Annotated in this window: 24 protein-coding genes; 5 read left to right on the top strand and 19 right to left on the bottom strand. The window is 65.0% G+C overall.

Features of this window, described 5'->3' with window-relative positions:
- Window positions 1–51: 51 nt before the first annotated feature.
- From KF730_RS11265 to KF730_RS11235, 7 genes are all read right to left on the bottom strand, one after another.
- Window positions 52–1,107, bottom strand: coding sequence for a glycosyltransferase (locus KF730_RS11265; RefSeq protein WP_294095105.1), 1,056 nt, complete (start codon window positions 1,105–1,107; stop codon window positions 52–54).
- A complete protein-coding gene (locus tag KF730_RS11260; protein WP_294095103.1) occupies window positions 1,104–3,563 on the bottom strand; it encodes a DegT/DnrJ/EryC1/StrS family aminotransferase in 2,460 nt (819 codons plus the stop codon). Before KF730_RS11260 ends, KF730_RS11265 begins: the two co-directional genes overlap by 4 nt.
- Before the next feature lie 51 nt (window positions 3,564–3,614).
- Complete coding sequence (locus KF730_RS11255; RefSeq protein WP_294095100.1) at window positions 3,615–4,082, bottom strand: YaiI/YqxD family protein; 468 nt, start codon at window positions 4,080–4,082, stop codon at window positions 3,615–3,617.
- 115 nt (window positions 4,083–4,197) lie between these two features.
- A complete protein-coding gene (locus KF730_RS11250) occupies window positions 4,198–6,009 on the bottom strand; it encodes a DEAD/DEAH box helicase (RefSeq protein WP_294095098.1) in 1,812 nt (603 codons plus the stop codon).
- 65 nt (window positions 6,010–6,074) lie between these two features.
- The gene (locus KF730_RS11245) at window positions 6,075–6,419 is read right to left on the bottom strand and encodes a hypothetical protein (RefSeq protein WP_294095096.1); all 345 of its coding nucleotides are present in this window, start codon (window positions 6,417–6,419) and stop codon (window positions 6,075–6,077) included.
- A gap of 84 nt (window positions 6,420–6,503) precedes the next feature.
- Window positions 6,504–7,682: an NAD(P)/FAD-dependent oxidoreductase gene (locus KF730_RS11240; protein WP_294095092.1), complete on the bottom strand. Its 1,179-nt coding sequence runs from the start codon at window positions 7,680–7,682 to the stop codon at window positions 6,504–6,506.
- Window positions 7,683–8,137: 455 nt separating this feature from the next.
- Entirely contained in the window at window positions 8,138–8,317 is a 180-nt protein-coding gene (locus KF730_RS11235; protein ID WP_294095089.1) for a hypothetical protein, read from the bottom strand.
- A gap of 68 nt (window positions 8,318–8,385) precedes the next feature.
- Here KF730_RS11235 and KF730_RS11230 point away from each other — a divergent pair, with 68 nt between their 5' ends.
- A complete protein-coding gene (locus tag KF730_RS11230; protein WP_294095086.1) occupies window positions 8,386–8,784 on the top strand; it encodes a hypothetical protein in 399 nt (132 codons plus the stop codon).
- A 112-nt stretch (window positions 8,785–8,896) separates the two neighbouring features.
- On the opposite strand, the gene KF730_RS11225 is transcribed toward KF730_RS11230, so the two are convergent.
- Window positions 8,897–9,154, bottom strand: coding sequence for an SWIB/MDM2 domain-containing protein (locus tag KF730_RS11225; RefSeq protein ID WP_294095084.1), 258 nt, complete (start codon window positions 9,152–9,154; stop codon window positions 8,897–8,899).
- A 32-nt stretch (window positions 9,155–9,186) separates the two neighbouring features.
- Complete coding sequence (locus tag KF730_RS11220) at window positions 9,187–9,393, bottom strand: DUF2945 domain-containing protein (RefSeq protein ID WP_294095082.1); 207 nt, start codon at window positions 9,391–9,393, stop codon at window positions 9,187–9,189.
- A 104-nt stretch (window positions 9,394–9,497) separates the two neighbouring features.
- On the opposite strand from KF730_RS11220, the gene KF730_RS11215 reads away from it, so the two are divergent.
- Window positions 9,498–9,710: a hypothetical protein gene (locus KF730_RS11215; protein WP_294095081.1), complete on the top strand. Its 213-nt coding sequence runs from the start codon at window positions 9,498–9,500 to the stop codon at window positions 9,708–9,710.
- On the opposite strand, the gene KF730_RS11210 is transcribed toward KF730_RS11215, so the two are convergent.
- Complete coding sequence (locus KF730_RS11210; RefSeq protein WP_294095079.1) at window positions 9,707–10,102, bottom strand: BLUF domain-containing protein; 396 nt, start codon at window positions 10,100–10,102, stop codon at window positions 9,707–9,709. The two genes, KF730_RS11215 and KF730_RS11210, sit on opposite strands and share 4 nt — an antisense overlap.
- A gap of 231 nt (window positions 10,103–10,333) precedes the next feature.
- On the opposite strand from KF730_RS11210, the gene leuA reads away from it, so the two are divergent.
- Window positions 10,334–11,995 (top strand): 2-isopropylmalate synthase, encoded by a 1,662-nt coding sequence (gene leuA, locus KF730_RS11205; RefSeq protein ID WP_294095076.1) that lies wholly within the window; start codon window positions 10,334–10,336, stop codon window positions 11,993–11,995.
- Window positions 11,996–12,058: 63 nt separating this feature from the next.
- On the opposite strand, the gene KF730_RS11200 is transcribed toward leuA, so the two are convergent.
- From KF730_RS11200 to folE, 5 genes are all read right to left on the bottom strand, one after another.
- Window positions 12,059–13,543, bottom strand: a complete 1,485-nt coding sequence (locus tag KF730_RS11200; RefSeq protein ID WP_294095073.1) for a hypothetical protein — start codon at window positions 13,541–13,543, stop codon at window positions 12,059–12,061.
- Between the two features lie 135 nt (window positions 13,544–13,678).
- Complete coding sequence (locus tag KF730_RS11195; RefSeq protein ID WP_294095070.1) at window positions 13,679–14,803, bottom strand: zinc-binding dehydrogenase; 1,125 nt, start codon at window positions 14,801–14,803, stop codon at window positions 13,679–13,681.
- Window positions 14,804–14,814: 11 nt separating this feature from the next.
- Window positions 14,815–15,165 (bottom strand): dihydroneopterin aldolase, encoded by a 351-nt coding sequence (locus tag KF730_RS11190; RefSeq protein WP_294095065.1) that lies wholly within the window; start codon window positions 15,163–15,165, stop codon window positions 14,815–14,817.
- Window positions 15,158–15,922 carry an SDR family NAD(P)-dependent oxidoreductase gene (locus KF730_RS11185; protein WP_294095062.1) on the bottom strand — a complete coding sequence of 255 codons (765 nt, stop codon included), beginning with the start codon at window positions 15,920–15,922 and terminating at the stop codon, window positions 15,158–15,160. The genes KF730_RS11190 and KF730_RS11185 overlap by 8 nt, the downstream gene beginning before the upstream one ends.
- Window positions 15,922–16,542 (bottom strand): GTP cyclohydrolase I FolE, encoded by a 621-nt coding sequence (gene folE, locus KF730_RS11180; protein WP_294095059.1) that lies wholly within the window; start codon window positions 16,540–16,542, stop codon window positions 15,922–15,924. Before folE ends, KF730_RS11185 begins: the two co-directional genes overlap by 1 nt.
- Window positions 16,543–16,774: 232 nt before the next feature.
- Between folE and KF730_RS11175 the strand changes: the two genes are divergently transcribed.
- Window positions 16,775–19,414 (top strand): TonB-dependent receptor, encoded by a 2,640-nt coding sequence (locus tag KF730_RS11175; protein ID WP_294095056.1) that lies wholly within the window; start codon window positions 16,775–16,777, stop codon window positions 19,412–19,414.
- A 190-nt stretch (window positions 19,415–19,604) separates the two neighbouring features.
- A complete protein-coding gene (locus tag KF730_RS11170; RefSeq protein WP_294095054.1) occupies window positions 19,605–19,736 on the top strand; it encodes a hypothetical protein in 132 nt (43 codons plus the stop codon).
- Window positions 19,737–19,805: 69 nt separating this feature from the next.
- Here the strand turns inward: KF730_RS11170 and ilvC are convergent, their stop codons facing one another.
- From ilvC to KF730_RS11150, 4 genes are all read right to left on the bottom strand, one after another.
- The gene (gene ilvC, locus KF730_RS11165; protein ID WP_294095052.1) at window positions 19,806–20,825 is read right to left on the bottom strand and encodes a ketol-acid reductoisomerase; all 1,020 of its coding nucleotides are present in this window, start codon (window positions 20,823–20,825) and stop codon (window positions 19,806–19,808) included.
- Between the two features lie 117 nt (window positions 20,826–20,942).
- Window positions 20,943–21,458, bottom strand: coding sequence for an acetolactate synthase small subunit (gene ilvN, locus KF730_RS11160; protein WP_294095049.1), 516 nt, complete (start codon window positions 21,456–21,458; stop codon window positions 20,943–20,945).
- 1 nt (window position 21,459) lies between these two features.
- The gene (locus tag KF730_RS11155; RefSeq protein WP_294095046.1) at window positions 21,460–21,756 is read right to left on the bottom strand and encodes a hypothetical protein; all 297 of its coding nucleotides are present in this window, start codon (window positions 21,754–21,756) and stop codon (window positions 21,460–21,462) included.
- A complete protein-coding gene (locus KF730_RS11150; RefSeq protein WP_294095043.1) occupies window positions 21,756–23,501 on the bottom strand; it encodes an acetolactate synthase 3 large subunit in 1,746 nt (581 codons plus the stop codon). Before KF730_RS11150 ends, KF730_RS11155 begins: the two co-directional genes overlap by 1 nt.

Below are 23,501 nucleotides of genomic sequence, written 5' to 3'. Positions count from 1 at the left end.
TTCAGGCCCGTCGCGCACCAGCGCGGCGGGCCTTTCCTTATGCGATTGGCGTTAGCGGCGGCCGGCGAGGCTGCGGGCGAGGGCGCGGGCGCCGCCGATCAGCGGCGAGACGATCAGATCGGGATCGATCGGATCGATGCGGACGACATCGGGGCGGGTGGCCAGCGCACCGATCAGCCCGACATGGCCCTGGCGCAGCGCGGGGCGCGCGAGCAACCACCATAGCCGCGCATATTCACCATCGACCTCGATGCGCTGCTGCGGTGTGAGCGCGGTCTGCGAGACGAACCAGGTGTGGAGCTGGCTGAGGATGCGCGAGAGGCGGCCAAGCGTCTCGAGGTCGGGCACCGGCTCGCGCGCCATCAGATATTCGGCAACGAGAGCGGCATTGGCGTGGGCATCGCTACCGAAAACGGCCTCGTAGCGCCCGGTCAGGACAGCGGCGGCACTGGCCCGCATCATCGCACCATATTTTTGCGACGCGCCGCCGGGGTGACAGCGATAGGCGAGCAGCGGCGTGTCGATCCGAGCCAGTGCGCCGAAGCGGCGGATGCGGTGATAGAGATCGAAATCCTCGGCGTAGCGCAGCTCGGGCCGGGTGAATGGGGTGAGCGCCCGCGCGGCATCGGCGCGGAACATCGAAGTGGACCAGACCAGCGGGTTTTGCGTCAGGAGCAACCAGTCGATCATTGCCGGGCTCAGGTGACGCTCATTGGGCCAGCGTGCGGGGACGCCGTCTTCCATCAGCAATGCCGCGGAGGCGACGAGGACGGCTTCGGGATGTGCGTCGAGATAGGCGGCCTGGCGCGCGAAGCGATCCGGCATGCACAGATCGTCCTGATCGAGCGCGGCGATGTAGCGGCCGCGCGCTTCGGCAAAGGCGCGGTTGCGGGCGCAGACCGGGCCTTCATTAACCTCCGAGGCGATAACGCGGATGCGTGGATCGCGGATGCGGGCCAGAACTTCGAGCGTGTCGTCGGTCGATTTGTCATCGACGACGATCAGTTCCCAATCGCCGCGGGTCTGCTCGCGCAGCGTGGCGATAGTCTCGCCGATCAGCGCCGCGCCATTATAGGCGGCCATGATCACCGAGATCGCCGGGGTCACGCCGCGGCCCTCGTCGCGGAATCGAGCAACTGGCCGACGATCAGCTGGCCGACATCATTCTGCCAGAGCCAAAGACCATTGGCCTTGCCCCTGAAACTCTTCTCGCCGCCGAGCGCGCCCATCGGCACGAAGCCGGCGGCGAGCCCGATCCCGAAAGCGTTGGCGATCGGCTGACCCTCGGCATCGATGACGCGGCATTGCTGATCGACGAGGCGCGGCCGGCCGGGCGCATGCGCGGCAAGCGCGATGCGGCGGCCATCGGCGTCGAGCAGGGGCAAGGCATGCGGGCGGTAGCCGAGCGCGCCGATGACGAGATCGGCATTGTCGAGCGCCGCTGCGGCGCGGGCGTGATCGTCGCCGATAATGCGGTGGGTGTGCAGGCGCGGATCCGGGACACGGCCGCCGACGCCGAGGATGCGCAGGATCAGCTCGCGGGCCTCGAGCCGGAAGCCGGCAAGGCGATAGACGAAGCCCGAGACCGGACAGATATCGTCCGGGCCGAAATCGGTGAAGCCATCGGCGTGGGCGGCTTCGGCGGAGTGATAGAAGGGACGAAGCGCCTCGCGGTGCAGCAACGTTACCGCGCCGGCGCCGAAGGGGATGGCGGATTTGAGCAGCAAAGCCGCGGTGGCCAGCGCACTGGTCGATGCGCCGACGATGGCGATGCGCGGGGCGCGGACGCCGGACAAGCGCTCGCGAAGCTGATCGATGCCGCCGAGGCGGAGTGCGTCGTCGGAGAGGACAAGGCGATCACCGACGCGCTCGCCCAGCGCCATGCCGGCCACTTCGGCGGCGGCGACTTCGCTGGCCGATTGATAGCCGCCGGTGGCGAGGACGATGTTGCGCGAGAGGATATCGCGTTCGATGCCGTTGATGTCGTCACGGACGCGTGACCGCCAGAGGCCGGAGGCGGTGCGGCGCGATTCAAGGACGCGGTGGCTGGTGAGGATCGTGCCGCCGTGCTCGCGGACGACCTGGCCGATCCGGTCGCCCATCGCGTCGAGGAACGGACCGGTGCGGGCGAGCGGCACGCCGAGCGCGCCGGTATATTTGCCGATCTCGGCGCCGCTCGGATGCGCCATCAGCGCGGCGATGCCCGGGTGCGGGTTGTCCTTCACGGCGCTGAGGAAAGTCTCGGCGGTGCTGTCCGACGTGATCGCGTAGCCGGCCAACTGTCCGCCGCCGAGGCGGGCGCTGCCCTCGACGATGATGAGCCCGCGGGCGAGTTCGGCGAGACGGTTCTGCTTGCTTGCCGCGATCAGCATCGCCGTGCCGGCGGGGCCGCCGCCGACCAGCAAAGTCTCGTGAGTTTCAGGGCCGGCGGGCATCGCGTGGATGCGCGTGCGCGCCGCGGTCTGGAGCGCGCCGGCGATGGTCGCGACATCGGCGGCGGTCATGACATCGGTGATCGGCAGCGACAGGATGTGCGCGCCGACCCGGTCGGCGACGGGGGTGGGCTCAATCACGCAGCTCTGCTGGAACCAGGGCTGCCGGGCGAGATGCGGGCTGAAATATTTGCCCGAGCCGATGCCTTGCGCGGCGAGCTCGGCGATCACCGCCTCGCGGTCAGTACCGGCGGGAAGCAGCAGCGGCATGAACTGGCTGACCTGGCGCGTGCCATGGACGGTCTGGAACGTATATTCGGGCAGCTCGTCGCGATAGGCGGCGGCGAGTGCGGCGCGGTGTGTCGCGACCTGTTCGATCTCGGCGAGTTTGGCTTCGGCGAGGAGGCCGAGCACTTCGGGGAGCTTGGCGTTCATGCCCAGTTCGGTCGCGGCGCGGGGCGCGCCGAAGCCGAAATTGTGCATGGTGCGGAACTGGTCGATCAAATTCGCGTCGGCGCTGTAGATCACGCCGCCCTCGGCGACGGCGAAGGGCTTGGTCGCGTGCATCGAATAGACGCAGGCGAAGGGCGAGCCGCTGCCATAGCCGCGGCCCTGCGCGTCGAGCCCGCCGAGCGAGGCGGCGGCGTCGACCACGACACCAGCGCCGTATTTGCGGGCAAGAGTTTCGTAGCGGGCGAGATCCAGACCGGTGTTGAAGGTGTCGTAGGGGACGATCACCGCGATCTGTTCGCCATAGCGTTCGAGCAAAGCTTGCTCGGCGGCGGCGCAGGCGGCCCAGTCGCCGGGATCGATATCGCAGATCAGCGGCGTCAGCCCCGCCCAGATCGCGGCGTGGGCGGCGGCGGCGAAAGTGAAGCTGGGCATCAGCGCATATGGGCCGCTACGGCCGGTGCGGGCCTGGCGGATGGCGAGCATCAGCCCGAGCGTGGCGTTGGTAACGGCGAGCGCCTTGCCTTCGCCGCCGAAGCATCGATCGACGAGATCGTCCTCAAATCGGCGAACGACCGGCCCGCCATTGCTGTACGTGCCCGCGGTCTCCACCGCGCGCAAGGCATCGGCCATCTCGCTCAGGCGCGGCGGCCGTGTCGCTATCAGCGGCAGGTTGTGCATCCCCGGCAATCTCTTCCCTCTTCCCGAAGGAAGGACTGTGCCGCGTTAATCCTAAGATTGCGTAAGGGATCGTTTCCGGAGTGCGACGAGAGCGGTGTCGAGCGCCTGCAGGAAGCGCGAGCGGTCGCTGGGGGCGAAGGGGGCGGGGCCGCCCAACTGCTCACCGCCGGCGCGCAGATCGGCCATGATCGCGCGGGTGGCGATAGCGCCGCCGATCGAGCTGGTGGTGAAGGGCTTGCCGGTGGGGGACAGCACCGTCGCACCAGCCTTTAGCGCACGATCGGCGAGCAGGATATCGGCGGTGATCACCACCGATCGCGCGTCGGCGGCTTCCGCGATCCAGTCGTCCGCCGCGTCGAAGCCGTCGCTGACCACCTGGCGGGTGATCAGTGGGTGCTGGGGAACGCGCAGCCACGAATTGCTGACGATGACCACCGGCACTTCATGCCGCCACGCGACCTTGTAAATCTCGTCCTTCACCGGGCAGGCGTCGGCATCGACGAGGATGCGCGGTGTCATTGGCTGCTACCTTGTGCTCCTGCGAAAGCAGGAGCCCAGAGCCGCAAGCGCTGCCCTTGATCACCCTGGGCTCCTGCTTTCGCAGGAGCACCAAGCAAGCAGGGAAGAAGGCGGCTCAACGGGGGCGCGGACCTTTCGGACCCTTGCCAAAGGGCTTGGCGTGGTGGCGCGGCGCCGGGCGGCCGTCATTGCCACGGGCATTGCCGGTGCGCGGCGGCCTGGTCTTGACGGGGCGCGGGCCATCGACGCTGAAGCCGCCTTCGGACGGCGCGGCGCGAAGCGTCGGACGCGGGGCGGGGCCGGAGCGCTGTGATGGACCGCCGGTGGGCGGGCCGTCGGACGGCTCGATGCGGACATCGTCGTCACCCTCGGCGGTGCGGGCGATGGCCGACTGGAACTTGGCGGCGATGGCCCGGGGGATCTGGAACGCGGTCTCGCTCTGGCCGATGCGGATCGCGCCAATCTCATTCTTGGTGACATGGCCGCGCCGGCAGATCAGCGGCAGGATCCAGCGGGCATCGGCATTCTGGCGGCGGCCGATATCCATGCGGAACCAGACGATGTCCTCGAACCCCGGGCGATGCCTGTCCTGCTGGGCCTGACGGCGCGCCTCGGGCGTCTGCTGGATCAGTTCCTCGGGCTGCGGCATCGCCGCGCGATGGGCGCGGACGAGCAGCGCGGCGATATCCTCGGGGCTCTTCTCGGCGAGCAGGCGCGCGGCGATATCGCGGTCGTCGTCCTCGATCTCAACCGGCTCGAGCAGGGCGGCGAGCAGGCGCTCGCGATCATTGGCGCGGATCGCCTCGGCGCTGGGCGGATCGATCCATTCGGCATTGATGCGGGCGCCGCGCAGCATCGATTCGACGCGGCGGCGGCGCGGGAAGGGGACGATGAGCACGGCGGTGCCCTTCTTGCCGGCGCGGCCGGTGCGGCCCGAGCGGTGCTGAAGCGCCTCGGCGTCGCGCGGCAGCTCGACATGGATGACGAGGGTGACGCTGGGCAGATCGATGCCGCGCGCGGCGACATCGGTGGCGACGCAGACCCGGGCACGGCGGTCGCGCAGCGCCTGGAGCGCGGCGTTGCGCTCGTTCTGGCTATGCTCGCCCGACAGCGCCACGGCGGAGAAGCCGCGCTCGACGAGGGTGGCGTGCAAATGGCGGACATTGTCGCGGGTGGCGCAGAACAGGATCGCCGTCTCCGCTTCATGGAAGCGCAGCAGGTTGATCACCGCATGCTCGATTTCCGAGGGGCTGACGGTGACGCACTGATACTGGATATCGCCATGGCCACGATCCTCACCCACGGTCGAGATGCGTAGCGCGTCGCGCTGGTATCGCTTGGCGAGCTGGACGATCGGCTTGGGCATCGTCGCCGAGAAAAGGAGCGTGCGGCGCTCGGCGGGGGCGGCGTCGAGGATTGCCTCCAGATCGTCGCGAAAGCCCATGTCGAGCATCTCATCCGCTTCGTCGAGCACGGCGACGCGGAGCGCCGAGAGATCGAGCGCGCCACGTTCGAGGTGGTCGCGGAGACGCCCGGGGGTGCCGACGACGATATGCGCGCCGTAATTGAGCTGGCGTCGCTCCTTGGAAGCATCCATGCCGCCGACGCAGGTGGCGATGCGCGCGCCGGCCTGGCCATAGAGCCACATCAATTCGCGGCTGACCTGCAGCGCGAGTTCGCGGGTGGGGGCGATGATCAGCGCCAGCGGCTCGCGGCTGGGGAGGATGCGGCCGTCTTCGCCGAGCATCTCGCCCGCCATGGCGAGGCCGAAGGCGACGGTCTTGCCGGAGCCGGTCTGCGCGGAAACGATCAGATCGCGGCCATGGGCCTGCGGCTCGATGACTTGCGCCTGGACGGGCGTGGGCGCGGCGTAACCACGCGCGGCGAGCGCTTCGGCGAGAAGCGGGGGAAGGGTCGAAAATGGCATGGAGCCGTGCAGATGGGCGCGAGGGGGGCAAAGGGCAAGGGAAACTTGCCGGATACAGGCGAGACTCAGTTAGTACAGGCCTGATATGCGGTCGATCCAGATGCGGCCTCACCCTCGATCCTGATCGATACATCGATGGTGTCGGCGCCGGTCCTGGTCAGCGTGATCGCCACATTCTCTTCATCCTCGCTCACGGCATCGACGGTGAGCATATTCCCCGACACGACGGCGGACCTTACCGCGTAGGAATCGAGAGCGTCGCGAATGGAATCCGGGGTGACGAACAACGTGTTTCCCGACGGGCATTTGTGATCGAATGTGAGCGCGGAGACGCCGAACACGCCCGTAAAGGCCGATGGAATTCCGGCATCGGCGTTCGCCAGCAATGCGGCCACTGCAAATGCGATCATTTCCGCATCCCCTCTCGTTTCGATCACTGAATAATTAAGGCTATCCGTCGCTCCTGGCAACGGGGCGCTAGCGCGATCGCCGGCTCAAACCGCCTGGCCCGCCGCCCAGCCGCTGGCCCAGGCCCATTGGAAATTATAGCCGCCCAGCCAGCCGGTGACGTCGACCGACTCGCCGATCGCGTAGAGGCCGGGAACCTTGCGGGCTTCCATCGTTTGCGAGGAGAGTTCGGCGGTGGAGATGCCGCCGACGGTGACTTCGGCCTTCGCATAGCCCTCGGTACCGTTGGGGGTGAAAGGCCAGGCGGCGAGGCGCTGTTCGGCGGCGGCGAGGGCGCGATCGTTGTGGTTCTGGAGCTCGCCGGCGAGGGCGAGTTGCTCGGCCAGTTCCACGGCGAGGCGATCGGGCAGGTGGTCGGCGAGAAGCTTGCGCAGCGTGGTGCGCGGGCGCGCGCGCTTGGCTTCGGCGAGCCAGCCGGGTTTCGCGTCGGGAAGGAAGTCGATCCCGATGCTCTCGCTGTGGCGCCAATAGGAGGAGATCTGCAGGATCGCGGGGCCGGAGAGGCCGCGATGGGTGAACAGCGCCGCCTCGCGGAAGCGCGCCTTGCCGGCGCTGGCGACCACGTTGGCGGACACTCCCGATAGCTCCTTGAACAGCGCTTGTTCGCCGCTGAGCGTGAAGGGCACGAGGGCGGGGCGGGGCTCGACAATTTTCAGACCGAACCTTCGGGCGAGATCATAGGCGTAGCCGGTCGCGCCCATTTTGGGGATGGAAGGCCCGCCGGTGGCGATGACCAAAGCCGGAGCTTCGGCGGTGCGGGTGCCGCAGGCGATGCGATAGCGGGCATCGCCATGCTCGACGGCGGCGGGCTGGCCTAGCCAGATTTCGACCCCGCCGGTCGCGCATTCGGCGAGCAGCATGTCGACGATCTGCCGCGCCGAGCCATCGCAGAACAGCTGGCCGAGCGTCTTTTCGTGCCAGGCGATGCCATGGCGCTCGACGAGATCGATGAAATCCTGCGCGGTGTAGCGGCCCAGCGCGGACTTGGCGAAATGCGGGTTCTGCGAGAGGTAGCGATCCGGCGCGACGCCGAGATTGGTGAAATTGCAGCGCCCGCCGCCGGAGATCAGGATCTTCTTGCCGACCTGATCGGCGTGATCGACGAGCAGCACGCGGCGGCCGCGCTGGCCGGCGGTGAGGGCGCACATCAGGCCGGCGGCGCCGGCGCCGAGGATGATGGCGTCGTAGGTTTGGGGCGCGGGCATCAAACTCTATCTGTCACCCCGGATTTGTCCGGTGCGTATCCCGCTCGAACCTGTAGTCCGGTTTTGGCTGTTCTCCTGCGAAGGCGGGGGTCCAGGGTTATAAGCGCCGCGTCCAGTCACCTGGACTCCTGCTTTCGCAGGAGAACGATGCAGGCTCCAAAGGGACAAATACCGGCTTGATCCGGCGGCCAACGTGCCCCGATCGATGCCGATAGAGCCGCTTGCGCCTAGCGCGCGGAGGGTTTGACCCCGGAACAAGTCGGTACTTATCCCCCTTGGACAAGGAGGGCGCGCGCGTGAACGCGTTCTCCTGCGAAAGCAGGAGTCCAAGAGCCCCGAGCGGCATCGCTTGTAACTCTGGACCCCCGCCTTCGCAGGGGAACAGCCAATACTTGGCGCAAAGGGATAAGCACCGAACAAGTCCGGGGTGACAAAGAAGACGTGCGGGGCTGGGCTCAATGCAATTTCGCGATGCTCAGCCCGTCGAGCTTGGCGCGCTCCTTGACCGATTCCTCGCTGCGGGTCAGGGCCTTGGCGATCGCCTTCAGCGCCATGCCCTTCCTAGCGAGGGTGTGCAGCTTCTGGATCTCGTCGGCGCGCCAGGGCTGGCGGTGGCGCTCGAATTTCTCGGCCATGCGTTGTCTCCGTTCAGTGCCCGGCAATGCCAGCCGCGCTAGGGATTGGATAGAGATAAGGAACCGATATGCATTTTGCCGCCGCCCTGTTCGCGCTCAGCACGCTCACCAATCCGTTTTGCGACGATATCGCCAAGCTGGTCGAGGGCGGGCGCGAGCCGATTCCGTTCCAGACGCTGCGCGATGCCGATTTCAGGCCGATGCTGCTGGGCCGTGGCTGCTTCCCCGGCGGGGTCAGCTATTTCTGCCAGCAGAGCATGTTGCCGCCCGAAATCACCCGCGACGGGATGGCGAGCCGGATCGCCGCATGCCTGCCCGATAGCAAAATTGCTGTGGAAAAGCCGCCCGCTGACGTGCCGAGGGCGGTCGTGAGCGGCTCGGGCTTGCGATTCTCGCTCGTGGAGACGGGTGCTGACCGCGCCCATGTCGGACGAATCCTGCGCATCGAGATCGCTGCCGATCGCTGATTCGGGGTGCCGCTACGGCGTCAGCCCTGGTCAAACGAGAACGGGGCGGCCCTCGCAGGGAGGGCCGCCCCGTCCTGATTCAGCGCGGACCGGCGGATGCCGGCCCAGCGGCTTACTTCATGTGCTTCGAGAGCAGCTTGTTCATTTCGAACATGGTGCACTTGTCGACGCCGAAGATCGGCTTCAGCGTAGCGTCAGCGATAATTTCCCGTTTATTTGCAGGATTTTGGAGGTTGTTCTTCTTGATGTATGCCCACATTTTGCTCACCACTTCGCTGCGCGGGAGCGCTGCCGAACCGGTGATCTTCGCCAGCTCGGGCGAGGGGGTGACGGGCTTGGCAATGCCGCCGCGTGCTTTGGTCTCGGCCATATTCTCATCTCCTGTTCGTGCCCGTGACCGGGCTATTCCTTCGTCAGAGCGCTCGGCTTGTGGGAGGCTTTCCCACCGTTGTCGCTCATGACGATGTACTGCGGTTCGTGCTCCGATGCACGCACCTGATGCCCTTTGATCTTGGTATCCCGTGTCTGTCTAGACACCACTTTGCCGTGGGCGGTGCCTCCATGCGATTTCCAGCGCACCTCGTCGCCTTTTTGCGATATTCTGGCCATGTCCGTCTCCTTGGCCTCCCAGCGCGCCAGAGAGGGCCGCGGTTGCGCGGGTGGACCGGCGCGCGGGGCGTGCTATCGTGGTCTTGCGGACAGGGAGAGCGGGCATGCGGACGTTGATCGGCCGGACGATGACTGGATTGGGCGGACTGGCGATGCTGTCGGCATGCGGCGGTGGCGGGACCACGGGCACCAACTATTCGGACGCGCCGCCGGTCGCGACGATCGTCGCCACGCCCAGCCCGCGGCCGAGCGAGACGCCGGCACCCGAGAGCGATACGCCCCCCTCGGAAAGCGGCGCCGCCGGAAACGCGCTCTAGGCGGCGCGGCGGACCTTCGCGAACCCGTCGAACGTCGCGCGCACGTCGCTGGACGCATTGGCGGACAACGCCGCGACGCGTTCGATAATGGCGTCGGCATCGGCGCCGGGTGCGTGGTGCGCCATGTCCCAATTGCCGAATTCGCGTGCTTCGATCGTGCGGCGTGACAGCACCACCAGCGCGCGGTGACGCGGGTCCGCCTCGATGCGGGCAAAGGCCTCGGCCACCTTGGTTTCGGGACCTTCGAGCACCTGGAGAAAGCGCGTTCCGTCCGAATAGAGCAGGCCGGTGATACTGTCGCGATGGTTGTTCCGCCGGGACGTGGCAAGAATGCGGACCGGGTCAGGGGCTTCGCGGCGATTGGCGCTGCTCACATATACCAGCTGTAACATATTCAAATTCCTTGCGCTTTCCCCCGACTAAAGCCGCTATTGGGCAGATATTAAGATTTCCTGCTCGCGCGCGCTGTGGACAAGCGGCGCGGAGCGCGGCATGAGGGGCCGCATCATGATGGCCGCCGCGCTTCTCGGACTGCGACTTATCCGCCCTTAAGGGGCTGTGTCGCTGCGCGCGCGTCTCTTAAGGGCCTTTTCGACCTTACCGTTTTCCGAGAGTTTACAGCCATGTTGCGCGACCCCAGCGTCAAATACCGACCGTTTCCGCAGATCGACTTGCCCGACCGCCAATGGCCGGGCCGCACCATCACCCGGGCGCCGCGCTGGCTTTCGACCGACATGCGCGACGGCAATCAGGCGCTGATCGACCCGATGGACGGGGAGAAGAAGACGCGCTTCTTCGAATTGCTGTGCAAGGTCGGGATCAAGGAGATCGAGGTCGGCTTCCCGAGCGCGGGCGCGACCGAGTTCGACTTCATCTCGGGACTGGTGCGCGAGGGCAAGATACCGGACGATGTGACCGTCCAGGTGCTGACCCAGTCGCGGCAGGATCTGATCGAGACCAGCTTCCAGTCGCTGAAGGGTGCGAAGAAGGCGATCGTCCATCTCTACAACGCGGTGTCGCCGGCATGGCGGCGGATCGTGTTCGGGATGAGCCGCGACGAAGTGCGCGCGATCGCGGTTGCCGGCGCCAAGGTGCTGCGCGACGAGGCGGCGAAGCAGCCCGATACCGAATGGCATTTCGAATATTCGCCCGAGACCTTCTCGACCGCCGAGCTCGATTTCTCGGTCGAGGTCTGCGAGGCGGTGATGGATATCCTGCGCCCGACCCCGGAGCGGCCGCTGATCCTCAACTTGCCGGCGACGGTCGAGTGCGCGACGCCTAATGTCTACGCCGACCAGATCGAATGGTTCGGGCGCAACATTCGCAACCGCGACAGCGTCGTGATCAGCCTGCACACGCATAATGATCGCGGCACCGGCGTGGCGGCGACGGAATTGGGGCTGCTGGCGGGGGCGGATAGGGTCGAGGGTTGCCTATTCGGCAATGGCGAGCGGACCGGCAACGTCGACCTCGTGACAGTCGGGCTCAACATGTATACCCAAGGTGTTGATCCGAAGCTGGATTTCTCGAACATCGATGAGGTGATCCAGACGGTTGAATATTGCAACCAGCTGCCCGTCCACCCACGCCATCCCTATGCCGGCGAGCTGGTGTTCACCGCCTTTTCGGGCAGCCATCAGGATGCGATCAAGAAGGGCTTCGCGGCGCAGGCGGCGCGCAACGATCAGATCTGGGACGTGCCCTATCTGCCGATCGATCCCGCCGATCTCGGCCGCGATTACGAGGCGGTTATCCGCGTCAATTCGCAGAGCGGCAAGGGTGGCGTCGCCTGGGTGCTCGAGCAGGATCGCGGGCTGAAGCTGCCCAAGCGGATGCAGGCGGATTTCAGCCGCCATGTCCAGGCCCTCGCCGACGAGACCAGCCGCGAGCTCAACGCGGCGGATATCGGCGGGCTGTTCGAAGCGGTGTACCTGCCGAAACCGGATGGCCGAATCACGCTGGTCGATTACCACGAGAGCGGTGCCGCAGGTGCGCGGACTTTCGTCGGCACTATTGCCATCGATGGCGAGGAGCGATCGGTAAGTGGCCGTGGGAACGGACTTATTTCATCCGTGATCGATGCACTCCGCGAAGCCTGTGGCATCGAGATCGACGTGGCGGACTATAACGAGCACGCGATCGGCCATGGTTCGGACGCGCAGGCGGCGGCGTATCTCGAATGCCGCACGCGGGATGGGCGGACGGTGTTCGGGGTGGGTATCGACGCGGACATCGCGACGGCAAGCGTTCGTGCCGTGCTCAGCGCGGCGAACCGGGCGGGCTAGATTCGATCGACGTAATGGGTGAGGACCGATGCCGGGCCGATCCAGCCAAGTTGGAATACAACGCTAATTGTCCTTATCGTCCTTGCCGTCATTCTCGGTGGCGAGGGCGATGGCCTTGTCGACATCGCCTGCGTCGATCGCCTCGATGATCTCGCGCGGGATGTTGCGGTTCTTGCTGCGGTGCGGAGCGAAGGCGATTGGCTCGAGCAGCGTGCGCGCCGTTGCGGCGTCGCGGTCGAGCAGCATCTGCCGCGCCAACGCCAGCCGCACTGCTTTGCTTTCCGGCGCCAGCACAGCGGCGCGCATCAGCGCGGTGATCGCCGCAGTGCTCGGCTTGGCCTTGGCCGCGACGAAGCTGGTGTAAAAATAATATAGCGGCATCACCGCATTGGGATCGCCCTTATTTGCCTTGAGAAACCAGGCACGGGCCAGGGTCCAGGCGGCGGGATCGACATTCTTGGCGTCGCGCAGGCGCTGCATCGCGACCTGTCCCTTGCGCGTCAGTGCGACCACCGACGCCGGATTTCGCTGCAGCGCCAGATCCGCTGCGGCATCGGCCTTGTCGAGCCGGCCGGCAAGAATCTCGATCGCGGCATATTGCTCCTGCACGGTGATATCGCCGGGATATTTGGCGGCGATCCTGGCGGCGCGGATCGCTGGGCCCTGGCGGTAGCGCTGGTCGATGCCATCGGCGAACAGCAGGTGCAGCGGCAGTATTTCGGCTTCGCCGGCAGACAGCTTGGTAAGGATCATGGCAGGCGGCTTGGGCGGTGGCGGGATGCGCAGCGGCGCGGCGAGCTTGCCGCGGCGATAGGCGACCAGCTCGTTGTTGAGCGCATTAAGATCCCCAAACGTCTGTTGCGCGGCGGCATAGCTGCGCAGCCCCTTGTTCATGACGGCAAGATACGCTGCCAGTTGCCCTTTGCGCTGTGGCGCGAGCATCAGATAATGGGTGAGCAGCCACCCGCGGCCGTACAGTGCATCCATGTTGGCCGGGAAGCCAAACTGGTTGGGATCGATCAGCTGCTTGATGCTGACGTCACCGTTGATGATGCCATCGGCCCGGTAGTTCGCGGGATAGCCGAGAATCAGCGAGCCGTCGGTCTCGAAAGAGACATTGGCGTTGAACTCGGCAAAACCCTCCGAATACCAGAAGGGATAAGCCACCGGGAAATTCGAATACATGAAGTGATGGCTATATTCGTGGAGCAGCAGTGTCTGCGAACTCCAGCCTCCGGTCTTGGCTTTGGCATCGGTCTTGGGAAGGTGCTGGGTGAGGATGAACGAGCCCTGGGTGCGCGGACTGTAATAGGCCAAGGTGAAGGGGCAGCGGCAGGTTTCGGCGAAGAGTTGGTTGTTCAACGCGAACACTTTGATCGGCCGTGACAGTCGGTCCTCGGTATCCGAAACCCCATAGATCGTTCGCAGCGCATAGTCGAACGTCTCGAGCCGCACGGCGAAGTCGCGCGCGGATGCTTCGCTGTCGTTGATGGTCAGGATGAAATGGTCCGTCTTGACCTGTATCCATTCCGCCCGGGCCGGTGACACGAACAAAATTGTTGCAATCAAGTGAAGGATAACAATCGCGAATCGCATTCTGCCCTCAGGAGTTGCCCTGGAGACGATCTTATTCCCGCAAGTAGATAGGCTCCGCAACAGCTTTCCCTGTCCTCATACATGACACTACAGCGTCGGATCGATCAGGAACTTCTCGCCGGTGGCCTTCTTGTTATATTCCGCCGCAATCGCTGGATCGAGAACATCGGCAAGGCTGATCGTGCGGCTATAGTGGCTGGCGAAGGTCGTCTTGAGCTCGGCGGCGACGCGGGCGCGCAGGCGCATGTTGGTTTCCATGCCGGCCTTCATCAGGAACGGGGTGAGCAGGAAGCCGCTGACGCCCCAGGCGAGGCCATAGCCGCGATCGAGCTCCATGATGCCGGTATCGAGCATGCCGTAGACATAGACCTGCTTCCAGGTCGCCGAGCCGTAGCGGCTATATTCGGTAGCGGTGCGGTTGATCGCCGCCTCCATCGCGTGGAGGATGGTGTTGACCAGCCGGCCGCCGCCGATCGCGTCGAAGGCGAGGGTGGCGCCGGTTTCGGCGATGGCGTCGGTCAGCTTTTCGCGGAAATCGGGGGTGCTGCTGTCGATAATGTATTTCGCGCCGATCTCGCGGAGGATTTGCGCCTGGGCGTCGCTGCGGACGATGTTCACCAGCGGCACGCCGTCGGCGATACAGATGCGGTTGAGCATCTGGCCGAGGTTCGAGGCGGCGGCGGTGTGGACCAGCGCCTTGTGCCCCTCGCTCCGCAGCGTTTCGACCATCGCCAGCGAGGTCAGCGGATTGACGAACATCGAGGCGCCATCTGCGGCGCTGGCGCCTTCGGGAAGCGGGATGCAGCTTTGGGCGTGGATTTTCCGGTACTGCGCGTACATCGCGCCGCCGATCATTCCGACCTTCCTGCCGATCAGGTGCTGCACGTTCGTGCCGGCCTGGATCACGGTGCCCGCGCCTTCATTGCCGACGGCCAGCGACTGATCGAGCCGGGGCCGCATCGCGGGCATCCGCGCTTCGGGGATACTGGCGGTAAGGGTCGGGCGATCCGCGGTGCCGCCGGCGCGGAGCGTGCTCATGTCGGCGGGGCCGAGCAGCAGGCCGAGATCGGACGGGTTGATCGGCGCGGCCTCGACGCGGACGATCACCTCGTCGGGACCGGGCGGGGAAATCTCGACCGGCTCGAGGCTCAGCGTGAGTTCGCCGGCTGAAATGCGCGTGCGCAGCTCCAGACTGGTCAGTGTGTCGGCCATATTCCCCTCCATTATCTCGTTCGTTCGATCTCGCAGCCGATGCGGGCATCGGGATAGATATCGGGTTTCATCGACCGGACGCGGACGCGGACGACACGGCGGTCGGCGAGCGCGAGCGCCGCGACCTGATCGCAGAACACTTCCTGAAGCTCGAAATGGCGCGAGGCGGCGAGGCCGCGGATCTGTTCGCGGAGGAAATCATAATCGACCACCGCGTCGATGCGGTCTTCCGGTGCCGCATCGTAGCGGCAGGTCATCGCGACGCTCAGCACCACCCGCTGCGGCGCGGCGCGCTCGGCGGCGTGGATACCGAGGCCCATGGTGACGGTCAGGTCTTCGAGCAGGATGTTGTACTCAGCCATGCGGGCGCTCGCGGCCTGAGAACATCACATCGCCGTCACGCTTGAGGAAGCGCTGGCCGCAATCGATGAATATATTCTGCCCGGTGATGCTCGGGCAGGTGAGCAGATGCTCGACCGTCGCGGCAATGTCGTCGAGCGCGACCGGTTGCTGAAGGAGGTTCTCGCGCGAGTGTTCGGCGAACTCCTCGGGCGACTGGTCCAGGCTCGGTAGCGTCAGGCCGGGCGATACCGCGTTGACGCGGATGCGGGGGCTGAGCGCCTGCGCCATCATCTCGGTCGCGGCGGCCAGCGCGGCCTTGCTGCAGGTGTAGGTGAGGAAATCGGGATTGAGATTGGCGAGCTTCTGATCAAGCAGATTGACCACCGCGCCATGGCCGAGGTCGTCCTGCGCGGCCAGCGCCGAGGCGAGGGCGACCGGCGCGCCGAGATTGATCCGCATATGCTTGTCGAGCAGCGCGAAATCGGTGAGCGGAAGCGCGTCAAAGGCGAACAGCGAGGCGTTGTTGACCAGTCCGTCGATCGGACCGTCAAGTCCCGTCCGCGCCGCGTCGATCAGCGCGATGGCGGTCGCGGCTTCTTCGAGTTCACCGGACACGATGCAGGCGGTTCCACCGGCCGCTATGATCTGGCCCCGCAGCGCTTCGGCATCCTCGGGCGAATGGTGATGGTGGATCGCGATCCTATGCCCGCGCAGCGCGAGGCGACGGGAGATGCCCGCGCCGATCCGCCGCGCGCCGCCGGTGACCAATATCCGCATCAGAAGCCCATCAGCGCGAGCACTTCCTTGCGGCTGCGCTCATCGTCGCGGAATACGCCCATCATCCGGCTTGTGGCCATCGTCACGCCGGGGGTGCGCACGCCGCGTGCGGTCATGCAGGCATGGGTCGCGCGGATCACGACCGCGACACCCAGCGGCCGCAAATTCTGCCAGATGCAATCGGCGACCTCGGCGGTCAGCCGTTCCTGTACCTGAAGGCGGCGGGCAAAGGCGTGGAGCACGCGCGCCAGCTTCGAGATGCCGACGACATGGTCGCGCGGCAGATAGGCGATGCAGGCGGTGCCGATGATCGGCGCCATGTGATGCTCGCAATGCGACTGGAAGGGGATTTCCTTGAGCATGACGATCTCGTCATAGCCGCCGACTTCTTCGAACACGCGGCTGAGGTGATGGGCCGGATCCTCGCCATAGCCCGCACAATATTCCTTCCAGGCACGGGCGACGCGCTCGGGCGTGTCAAGCAGACCCTCGCGGGTGGGATCGTCGCCGGTCCATTCGATCAGCGTGCGGATGGCGGCCGATACGTGCGGCGGCACCGGAATCTTGCCCGCGGGAGCAACCAGATCGCCATCTTCGGGCTCCGCATGCATTTCCGTCATTCCTTTCCGTCCTTCCCGCCTTGATCCAGGTTTACGCTACGGCAACTGCGATTTTCCGATTTTCGAGGTGTTGCCAATCTGTACCGCCCCGGGAAAAACGGCGGAAAACCACGGAGTTCCGCCATTCATTCCCGTTGACGGGTATAAAAATGCAGCGTTAGTTGCGCCGGTAACAAAAGCAACTCCGTCCCTGATATAGATGGGGACGGACCGGAGGAGGGGGACTCATCCCATGAAGAAGTTCGAATTGCTCGCGGCCAGCGCGTTCACATTGCTCCTGGCGACGCCAGTGATGGCGCAGGACGCGCCGGCGGCTCAGGATACCCAGATCGCGCAGGACAGCGACGAAATCGTCGTCACCGCCACCAAGCGCGAGACGACGCTGCTCGATACGCCGATCGCGGTGAGCGTGACCAACAGCGAGACGATTCAGCGCGCGCAGATCCGCGACCTGATCGACCTGCAGACGGTGGTGCCTTCGCTCCGCGTGTCGCAGCTCCAGTCTTCGGCCAACACCAACTTCATCATCCGCGGCTTCGGCAACGGCGCCAACAACGCCGGTATCGAGCCTTCGGTCGGCGTGTTCATCGACGGCGTCTACCGCTCGCGCTCGGCGGCCCAGATCGCCGATCTTCCCAATCTGGAGCGCGTCGAAGTGCTGCGCGGCCCGCAATCGACCCTGTTCGGCAAGAACGCGTCGGCCGGTATCATCAGCATCGTCACCGCCCGTCCCAAGTTCGAGTTCGGCGGCAACATCGAAGCCTCGTACGGCAATTACAACGCCATCGTCGTCAAGGGTAACGTCACCGGCCCGCTCAGCGACACGGTCGCTTTCAGCCTCGGCGGCAACTACAACACCCGCGACGGCTATGTTCGCGACGTGGCGCTCAACAAGGACGTCAACAACCGCAACCGCTACGGCGTTCGCGGCCAATTGCTGTTCGAACCGAGCTCGGACTTCAGCATCCGCCTGATCGGCGATTATGACCGGATCGACGAGAATTGCTGCGCCGTGGTCAACGTGATCAACGGACCGACCGGCGCCATCATCGGTGCGCTGGGCGGCAATCTCGATCGCGCCAATCCGTTCTCTTACCGCGTTTACAATAACGTGCTGTCGAGCAACAAGATCGACAATTACGGCGGGTCGGGCGAGATCAACTACAACCTCAGCGACGGGCTGAGCCTCACCTCGATCACGTCCTACCGCAAGGTGAAGGCGCTGACCGATCAGGACTCGGACTTCACCAGCCTCGATATCCTTCAGCGGAATTCGCAGAACCTCAACATCGGCACGTTCACGCAGGAATTCCGTGTCGCGTCCGATTTCGACGGCCCGATCAACTTCCTGGCCGGCGGCTTCTTCTTCGACGAGCGCATCCGCCAGGCGAATGCCATCCAATATGGCACGGCCGGCCGCCCTTATGCCGACCAGCTGATCCGCGCTGCAAGCGGCGGCGCGCTCAACGCCGTGACGCTTGAGAACACCTTCGGCGCGCTCGAAGGTGCTCCGACCCGCTACCAGAACACGTTCTTCGGCCGGGGCCAGGGGCTCAACGAGAATTATCGTCTGCACGATCGCTCGTTCTCGCTGTTCGGCACCATCGACTTTGAAGTCACCGACAAGTTCACGTTAACCGGCGGCCTCAACTACACCGACGACCGCAAGAACTTCTCCACCAACGTGATCAGCACCGACGTGTTTTCGGGCATCAATCTCGATGCGCCGCAATACGCGCCGTTCCGTAACACGCTGCTGTTTCAGGGCGGTCTCGCCCAGCAGGTCGGTACGCTGCTCGGCCTCGGCCGCTCGGCCACCGCTGCCGAGATCGGTGCGTTCGCCGGCGCCAACCCTGCGGGCTACGCCGCGGTTGCAGCGGGCGTGCAGGCATTCGCGACGGCAAATCAGAACAATCCGGCCGCCAATCCGCTCGCCGGTCTGCGCGCGCTGCAGTTCCTGCCGCCCTTCATGAACCTGCCCAATTCCGTCGAACCCGGCCGTACGCAAGACGACAATCTGTCGTACACGCTGCGCGCTGCGTACAAGTTCAACAGGAACCTGAACGCCTACGTGACCTACGCGACGGGTTTCAAGGCAAGCTCGGTCAACCTTTCACGCGATAGCCGCCCTAGCGCTGCGGACCTCGCCCGTCTTCGCACTGCAGGCCTGGCAGTCGTCAACCTCGGTTCGGGCTCGCGTTTCGCGGGCCCGGAAAAGGCCAGCGTCTATGAAGTCGGCGTCAAGGGCTCGTTCGATAGCTTCGCGTTCAACATCGCCGGGTTCAAGCAGTACATCCTCGGCTTCCAGAGCAACGTTTTCACCGGCACCGGATTCTCGCTCCTCAACGCTCCGAAGGAATCGGTGACCGGTATCGAGTTCGACACCAGCATCACGCCGGTGAAAGCACTGAACTTCACCTTCGCTCTCACGTACCTTGATCCGAAGTATGACTCGTTCGCCAATGGCGGTGCGATCGGCCCGGCAACGGCAGGCGGCGGTCTGACTGTGATCCCGACCAACCTGACCGGCACGCGCCCAGCGGGCATCCCGGAATTCGCGATCTCGGCGGGCGTGAACTTCACCCAGCCGCTCAGCGACGACATCACGCTGCTGATGCACGCCGACTACGACCACAGCAGCTCGGTGCGGATCGCAGAGGGCGCGGTCGGGCTGGAGCGCGAGATCAACCTGGTCAATTTGTCGGCGGGCATCCGCATGACCAACGGCCTCGAGCTTTCGGTCTGGGGCCGCAACGTGACCAACGACCGCTACCTCTCGACGATCTTCTCGTCGGTGGCACAGGCGGGGAGCATCTCGGGCTATCCGAGCATGCCGCGCACTTATGGCGTGACCGGCCGCTTCAACTTCTGATCCGCCGCCCGGCGACGGGCAGCGAGCAATCGGGGCGTCCCTTAGGGGGCGCCCTTTTTGTTTCAGAGCACGAACCGCCGGTCGAGCGGGCTTTAGGGCAAGCGCCAGATGCGGCGAAAAAAATCGCCGAGTGTAATCTCCCGTAAATACGCGGTGATTATGGTGACGGCATCATTAGGGAGGGTTCCCCATGCGATTGCTTCGTCACTTGCTTGCCCACACCCGCCGCTCGCGCGTTTCGACGCTGTATGCACTGTCGCAGGCCTCGCCCGAGCTCGAATATGATCCGCTGGTGGCGCAGCTCGCCAATCAGTGCCGCTGAGGCGCCAAGACACGAAAAAGGCCGCGAGCGCGCGCCCGCGGCCTTCTCCTCTCCCGAACCTTTGCGGTTCTAGTTCTTCGCCTTGTCGACCAGCTTGTTGGCGCCGATCCACGGCATCATCGCGCGCAGCTCGGTACCGACCTGCTCGATCGGATGCGCCGCGGCCTGCTTGCGCGAGGCCTTGAGCTCGGGCTGGCCGGCGCGGTTGTCGAGGACGAAATCCTTGACGAAGCGGCCCGACTGGATGTCGGCGAGGACGCGCTTCATCTCGGCCTTGGTCTCGTCGGTGATGATGCGCGGGCCGGTCTTGATGTCACCATATTCGGCGGTGTTCGAGATCGAGTAGCGCATATTGGCGATGCCGCCCTCGTAGAGCAGATCGACGATCAGCTTGGTCTCGTGGAGGCACTCGAAATAGGCCATTTCCGGGGCGTAGCCGGCCTCGACCAGCGTCTCGAACCCGGCCTGGATCAAATGGGTGATGCCGCCGCACAGCACGGCCTGCTCGCCGAACAGATCGGTCTCGCATTCCTCGCGGAAATTGGTCTCGATGATGCCCGAACGGCCGCCGCCGACGCCAGATGCGTAGGCGAGCGCGACGTCATGAGCGTTGCCCGACACGTCCTGATGGATGGCGACGAGGCAGGGGACGCCGCCGCCCTTCACATATTCGCTGCGCACGGTGTGGCCGGGGCCCTTGGGAGCGATCATGATCACGTCGATATCGGCGCGTGGCTCAATCAGTCCGAAATGGACGTTCAGGCCATGGGCGAAGGCGATGGTGGCGCCGGGCTTGAGATTGGCGTGGATATCGTTGGCATAGATCGCCGCCTGATGCTCGTCGGGGGCGAGGATCATCAGGATGTCGGCCCATTTGGCCGCTTCCTGGTTCGACAGCACCTTGAAGCCGGCGCCCTCGGCCTTCTTCGCGGTGGCCGAGCCTTCGCGTAGCGCGATGGCGACTTCCTTGACGCCCGAATCGCGGAGGTTCTGGGCATGGGCGTGGCCCTGCGAGCCATAGCCGAGAATCGCGATCTTCTTGTTCGAGATCAGGTTCAGATCGGCGTCGCGATCGTAATAGACACGCATGGTAGTTCTCTTCCCTTTTTCCTTTTCGTCATCCCGGCGAAAGCCGGGACCCAGAGCCAAGCAGCGTGCCGCCCGTAACCCTGGGGCCCGGCGTTCGCCGGGGTGACGGATAAAAACTCAGGCCGCTTCAGCCCCCCGCGAAATCGCGACCACGCCGGTGCGCGCGACTTCGACCAGGCCGAGTTCGCGCATCAGCTCGACGAACTTGTCGATCTTTTCAGAGCCACCGGTCACTTCGAACACGAAGCTGGCGGTGGTCGCATCGACCACGCGGGCGCGGTAGACTTCGGCCAGCCGCAGCGCTTCGATCCGGTGATCGCCGGTGCCGGCGACCTTCACCAGCGCCAGCTCGCGCTCGACATGCGGGCCGAGCACGGTGAGATCGGTGACCTTGTGCACCGGCACCAGCCGCTCGAGCTGCGAATGGATCTGCTCCATCACGTGATCGGACGCGGAGGTGACGATCGTGATGCGGCTGACCGTCTTGTCCTGGGTGATCTCGCTCACCGTCAGGCTCTCGATATTATAGCCGCGCGCGGTGAACAGGCCGGCGATCCGGGCGAGGATGCCCGGTTCGTTGTCGACGATCACCGCCAGCGTATGCCGCTGTTTGGCTTCTTCCTTTATATGCATGTTAATATCCCGCCCAACGTGGCTCGAACATCAGGTCGGTGGCCGCATACTCGTGCAGAAAGGTTCTGCCGGCATCAATGATTTCGGGTACCGGCGTACCGTCTGGGAAATCGATCATGGGATCGAGCAGAAGCATCCAGTTTCCGTCGGAAAGTTTGCGAGCGACCTCAAAGCCTTGCAACGGAAGCTTTTCGGCTTCGAGCCAATCGAGAATGCGCATGGCGTCTGCGCCCGAGAACCAAGTATTGCGCTCGGCCAGTTGTGCCAACGCCAAGGGCAGCTGCTTCTCCCGCGCCATCACACCAGCGCCTTGGCTTCGTCGTCCATTTCGCCGGAGACTTCGGCGGCCTGGAGGAGCATTTCGGTGTGGGCGGCGCCCGATGGGATCATCGGGAAGCAATTGGCGAGCTTCGCCACGCGGCAATCGACGATCACCGGGCCTTCATGATCGAGCATCGCCTGGATCCCGTCATCGAGCTCGCTGCGCGCCTCGATGCGGATGCCCTTCCAGCCATACGCCTCTGCGAGCTTGACGAAATCGGGCAGGGCGTCGCTGTAGCTCTCCGAATAGCGCGACTGATAGGTCAGTTCCTGCCACTGGCGGACCATCCCCATATATTCATTGTTGAGGATGAAGATCTTGACCGGCAGGCGATATTGCGTCGCGGTCGCCAGCTCCTGGATGTTCATCTGGATCGAGGCTTCGCCGGCGACGTCGATGACCAGCGCATCGGGGTTGCCGAGCTGGGCGCCGATCGCCGCGGGCAACCCGTAGCCCATGGTGCCGAGACCGCCCGAAGTCAGCCACTTGTTGGGCGCTTCGAAGCCGAAATGCTGGGCCGCCCACATCTGGTGCTGGCCGACTTCGGTGGTGATGATCGGGGCGCGGTGCTTTGTGGCCTCATAGAGCGAGCGGATCGCCTGTTGCGGCATGATAACATCGGCCTTGTCCTCGAAATCGAGGCAGCCGACCTGGCGCCAGCCCTTGATCCGGCTGAACCATTCGGTGAGATCGGGCTTCGGATGCTTCCGCGTCTTCCAGCTTTCGATCATCGCCGCCAGCGCATTGCCGACATCGGCGATGATCGGGAGATCGACGCGGACATTCTTGTTCACGCTCGACCGATCGATATCGATATGGATCTTGGCGCTGTTGGGCGAGAAGGCGTCGAGGCGGCCGGTGACGCGGTCGTCGAAGCGGGCACCGAGGCAGACGATGAGATCGGCCTGGTTCATCGCCCAATTGGCCTCATAGGTGCCGTGCATGCCAAGCATGCCAAGCCACTGATCTGACGACGCCGGAAAGGCGCCGAGGCCCATCAGCGTCGAGGTGACCGGAGCGCCGGTGATCTCGGCCAGTTGCCGCAGCAGGCGTGATGCTTCGGGGCCGGAATTGATGATGCCGCCGCCGGTATAGAAGATCGGGCGCTCGGCGGCGGCGAGCATATCCACCGCGCGCTCGATCCGCGCCGTGTCCGGCTCGGTCTGGGGGCGATAGGTCTTGTGAGCGATTCCCGCCGGGGCCTGATAGGCGGCGGTGGCGACCTGAACGTCCTTGGGGATATCGATCACGACGGGGCCGGGGCGGCCCGAGGTTGCGATGTGAAACGCCTCGTGGATCGTCGCGCCGAGCCGCGCCGGGTCCTTCACCAGATAATTATGCTTGGTGCAGTGCCGCGTGATGCCGACGGTATCGGCCTCCTGAAAGGCGTCGGTGCCGATCAGGCCGGTGGGGACCTGGCCGGTGATGACGACCATCGGAATCGAATCCATCAGCGCGTCGGTGATCCCGGTGACGGCGTTGGTCGCGCCGGGCCCCGAAGTGACGAGGACGACGCCGGGTTTGCCGGTCGAGCGGGCATAACCCTCGGCCGCGTGGGTCGCGGCCTGCTCGTGTCGGACGAGGATGTGCTTGATGCGGTCCTGCTTGAACAGCGCATCGTAGATGGGAAGTACGGCGCCGCCGGGATAGCCGAACACGACCTCCACACCGAGGTCGCATAACGCCTCGATCAGGATGTCCGCTCCGCTTTTCTCCGCCAC

This window comes from Sphingomonas sp. (genome assembly GCF_019635515.1).
GTDB lineage: Bacteria > Pseudomonadota > Alphaproteobacteria > Sphingomonadales > Sphingomonadaceae > Sphingomonas.
Note: the sequence above shows the minus strand (reverse complement) of the source record. Positions and strands in the feature narration are given on the sequence as shown.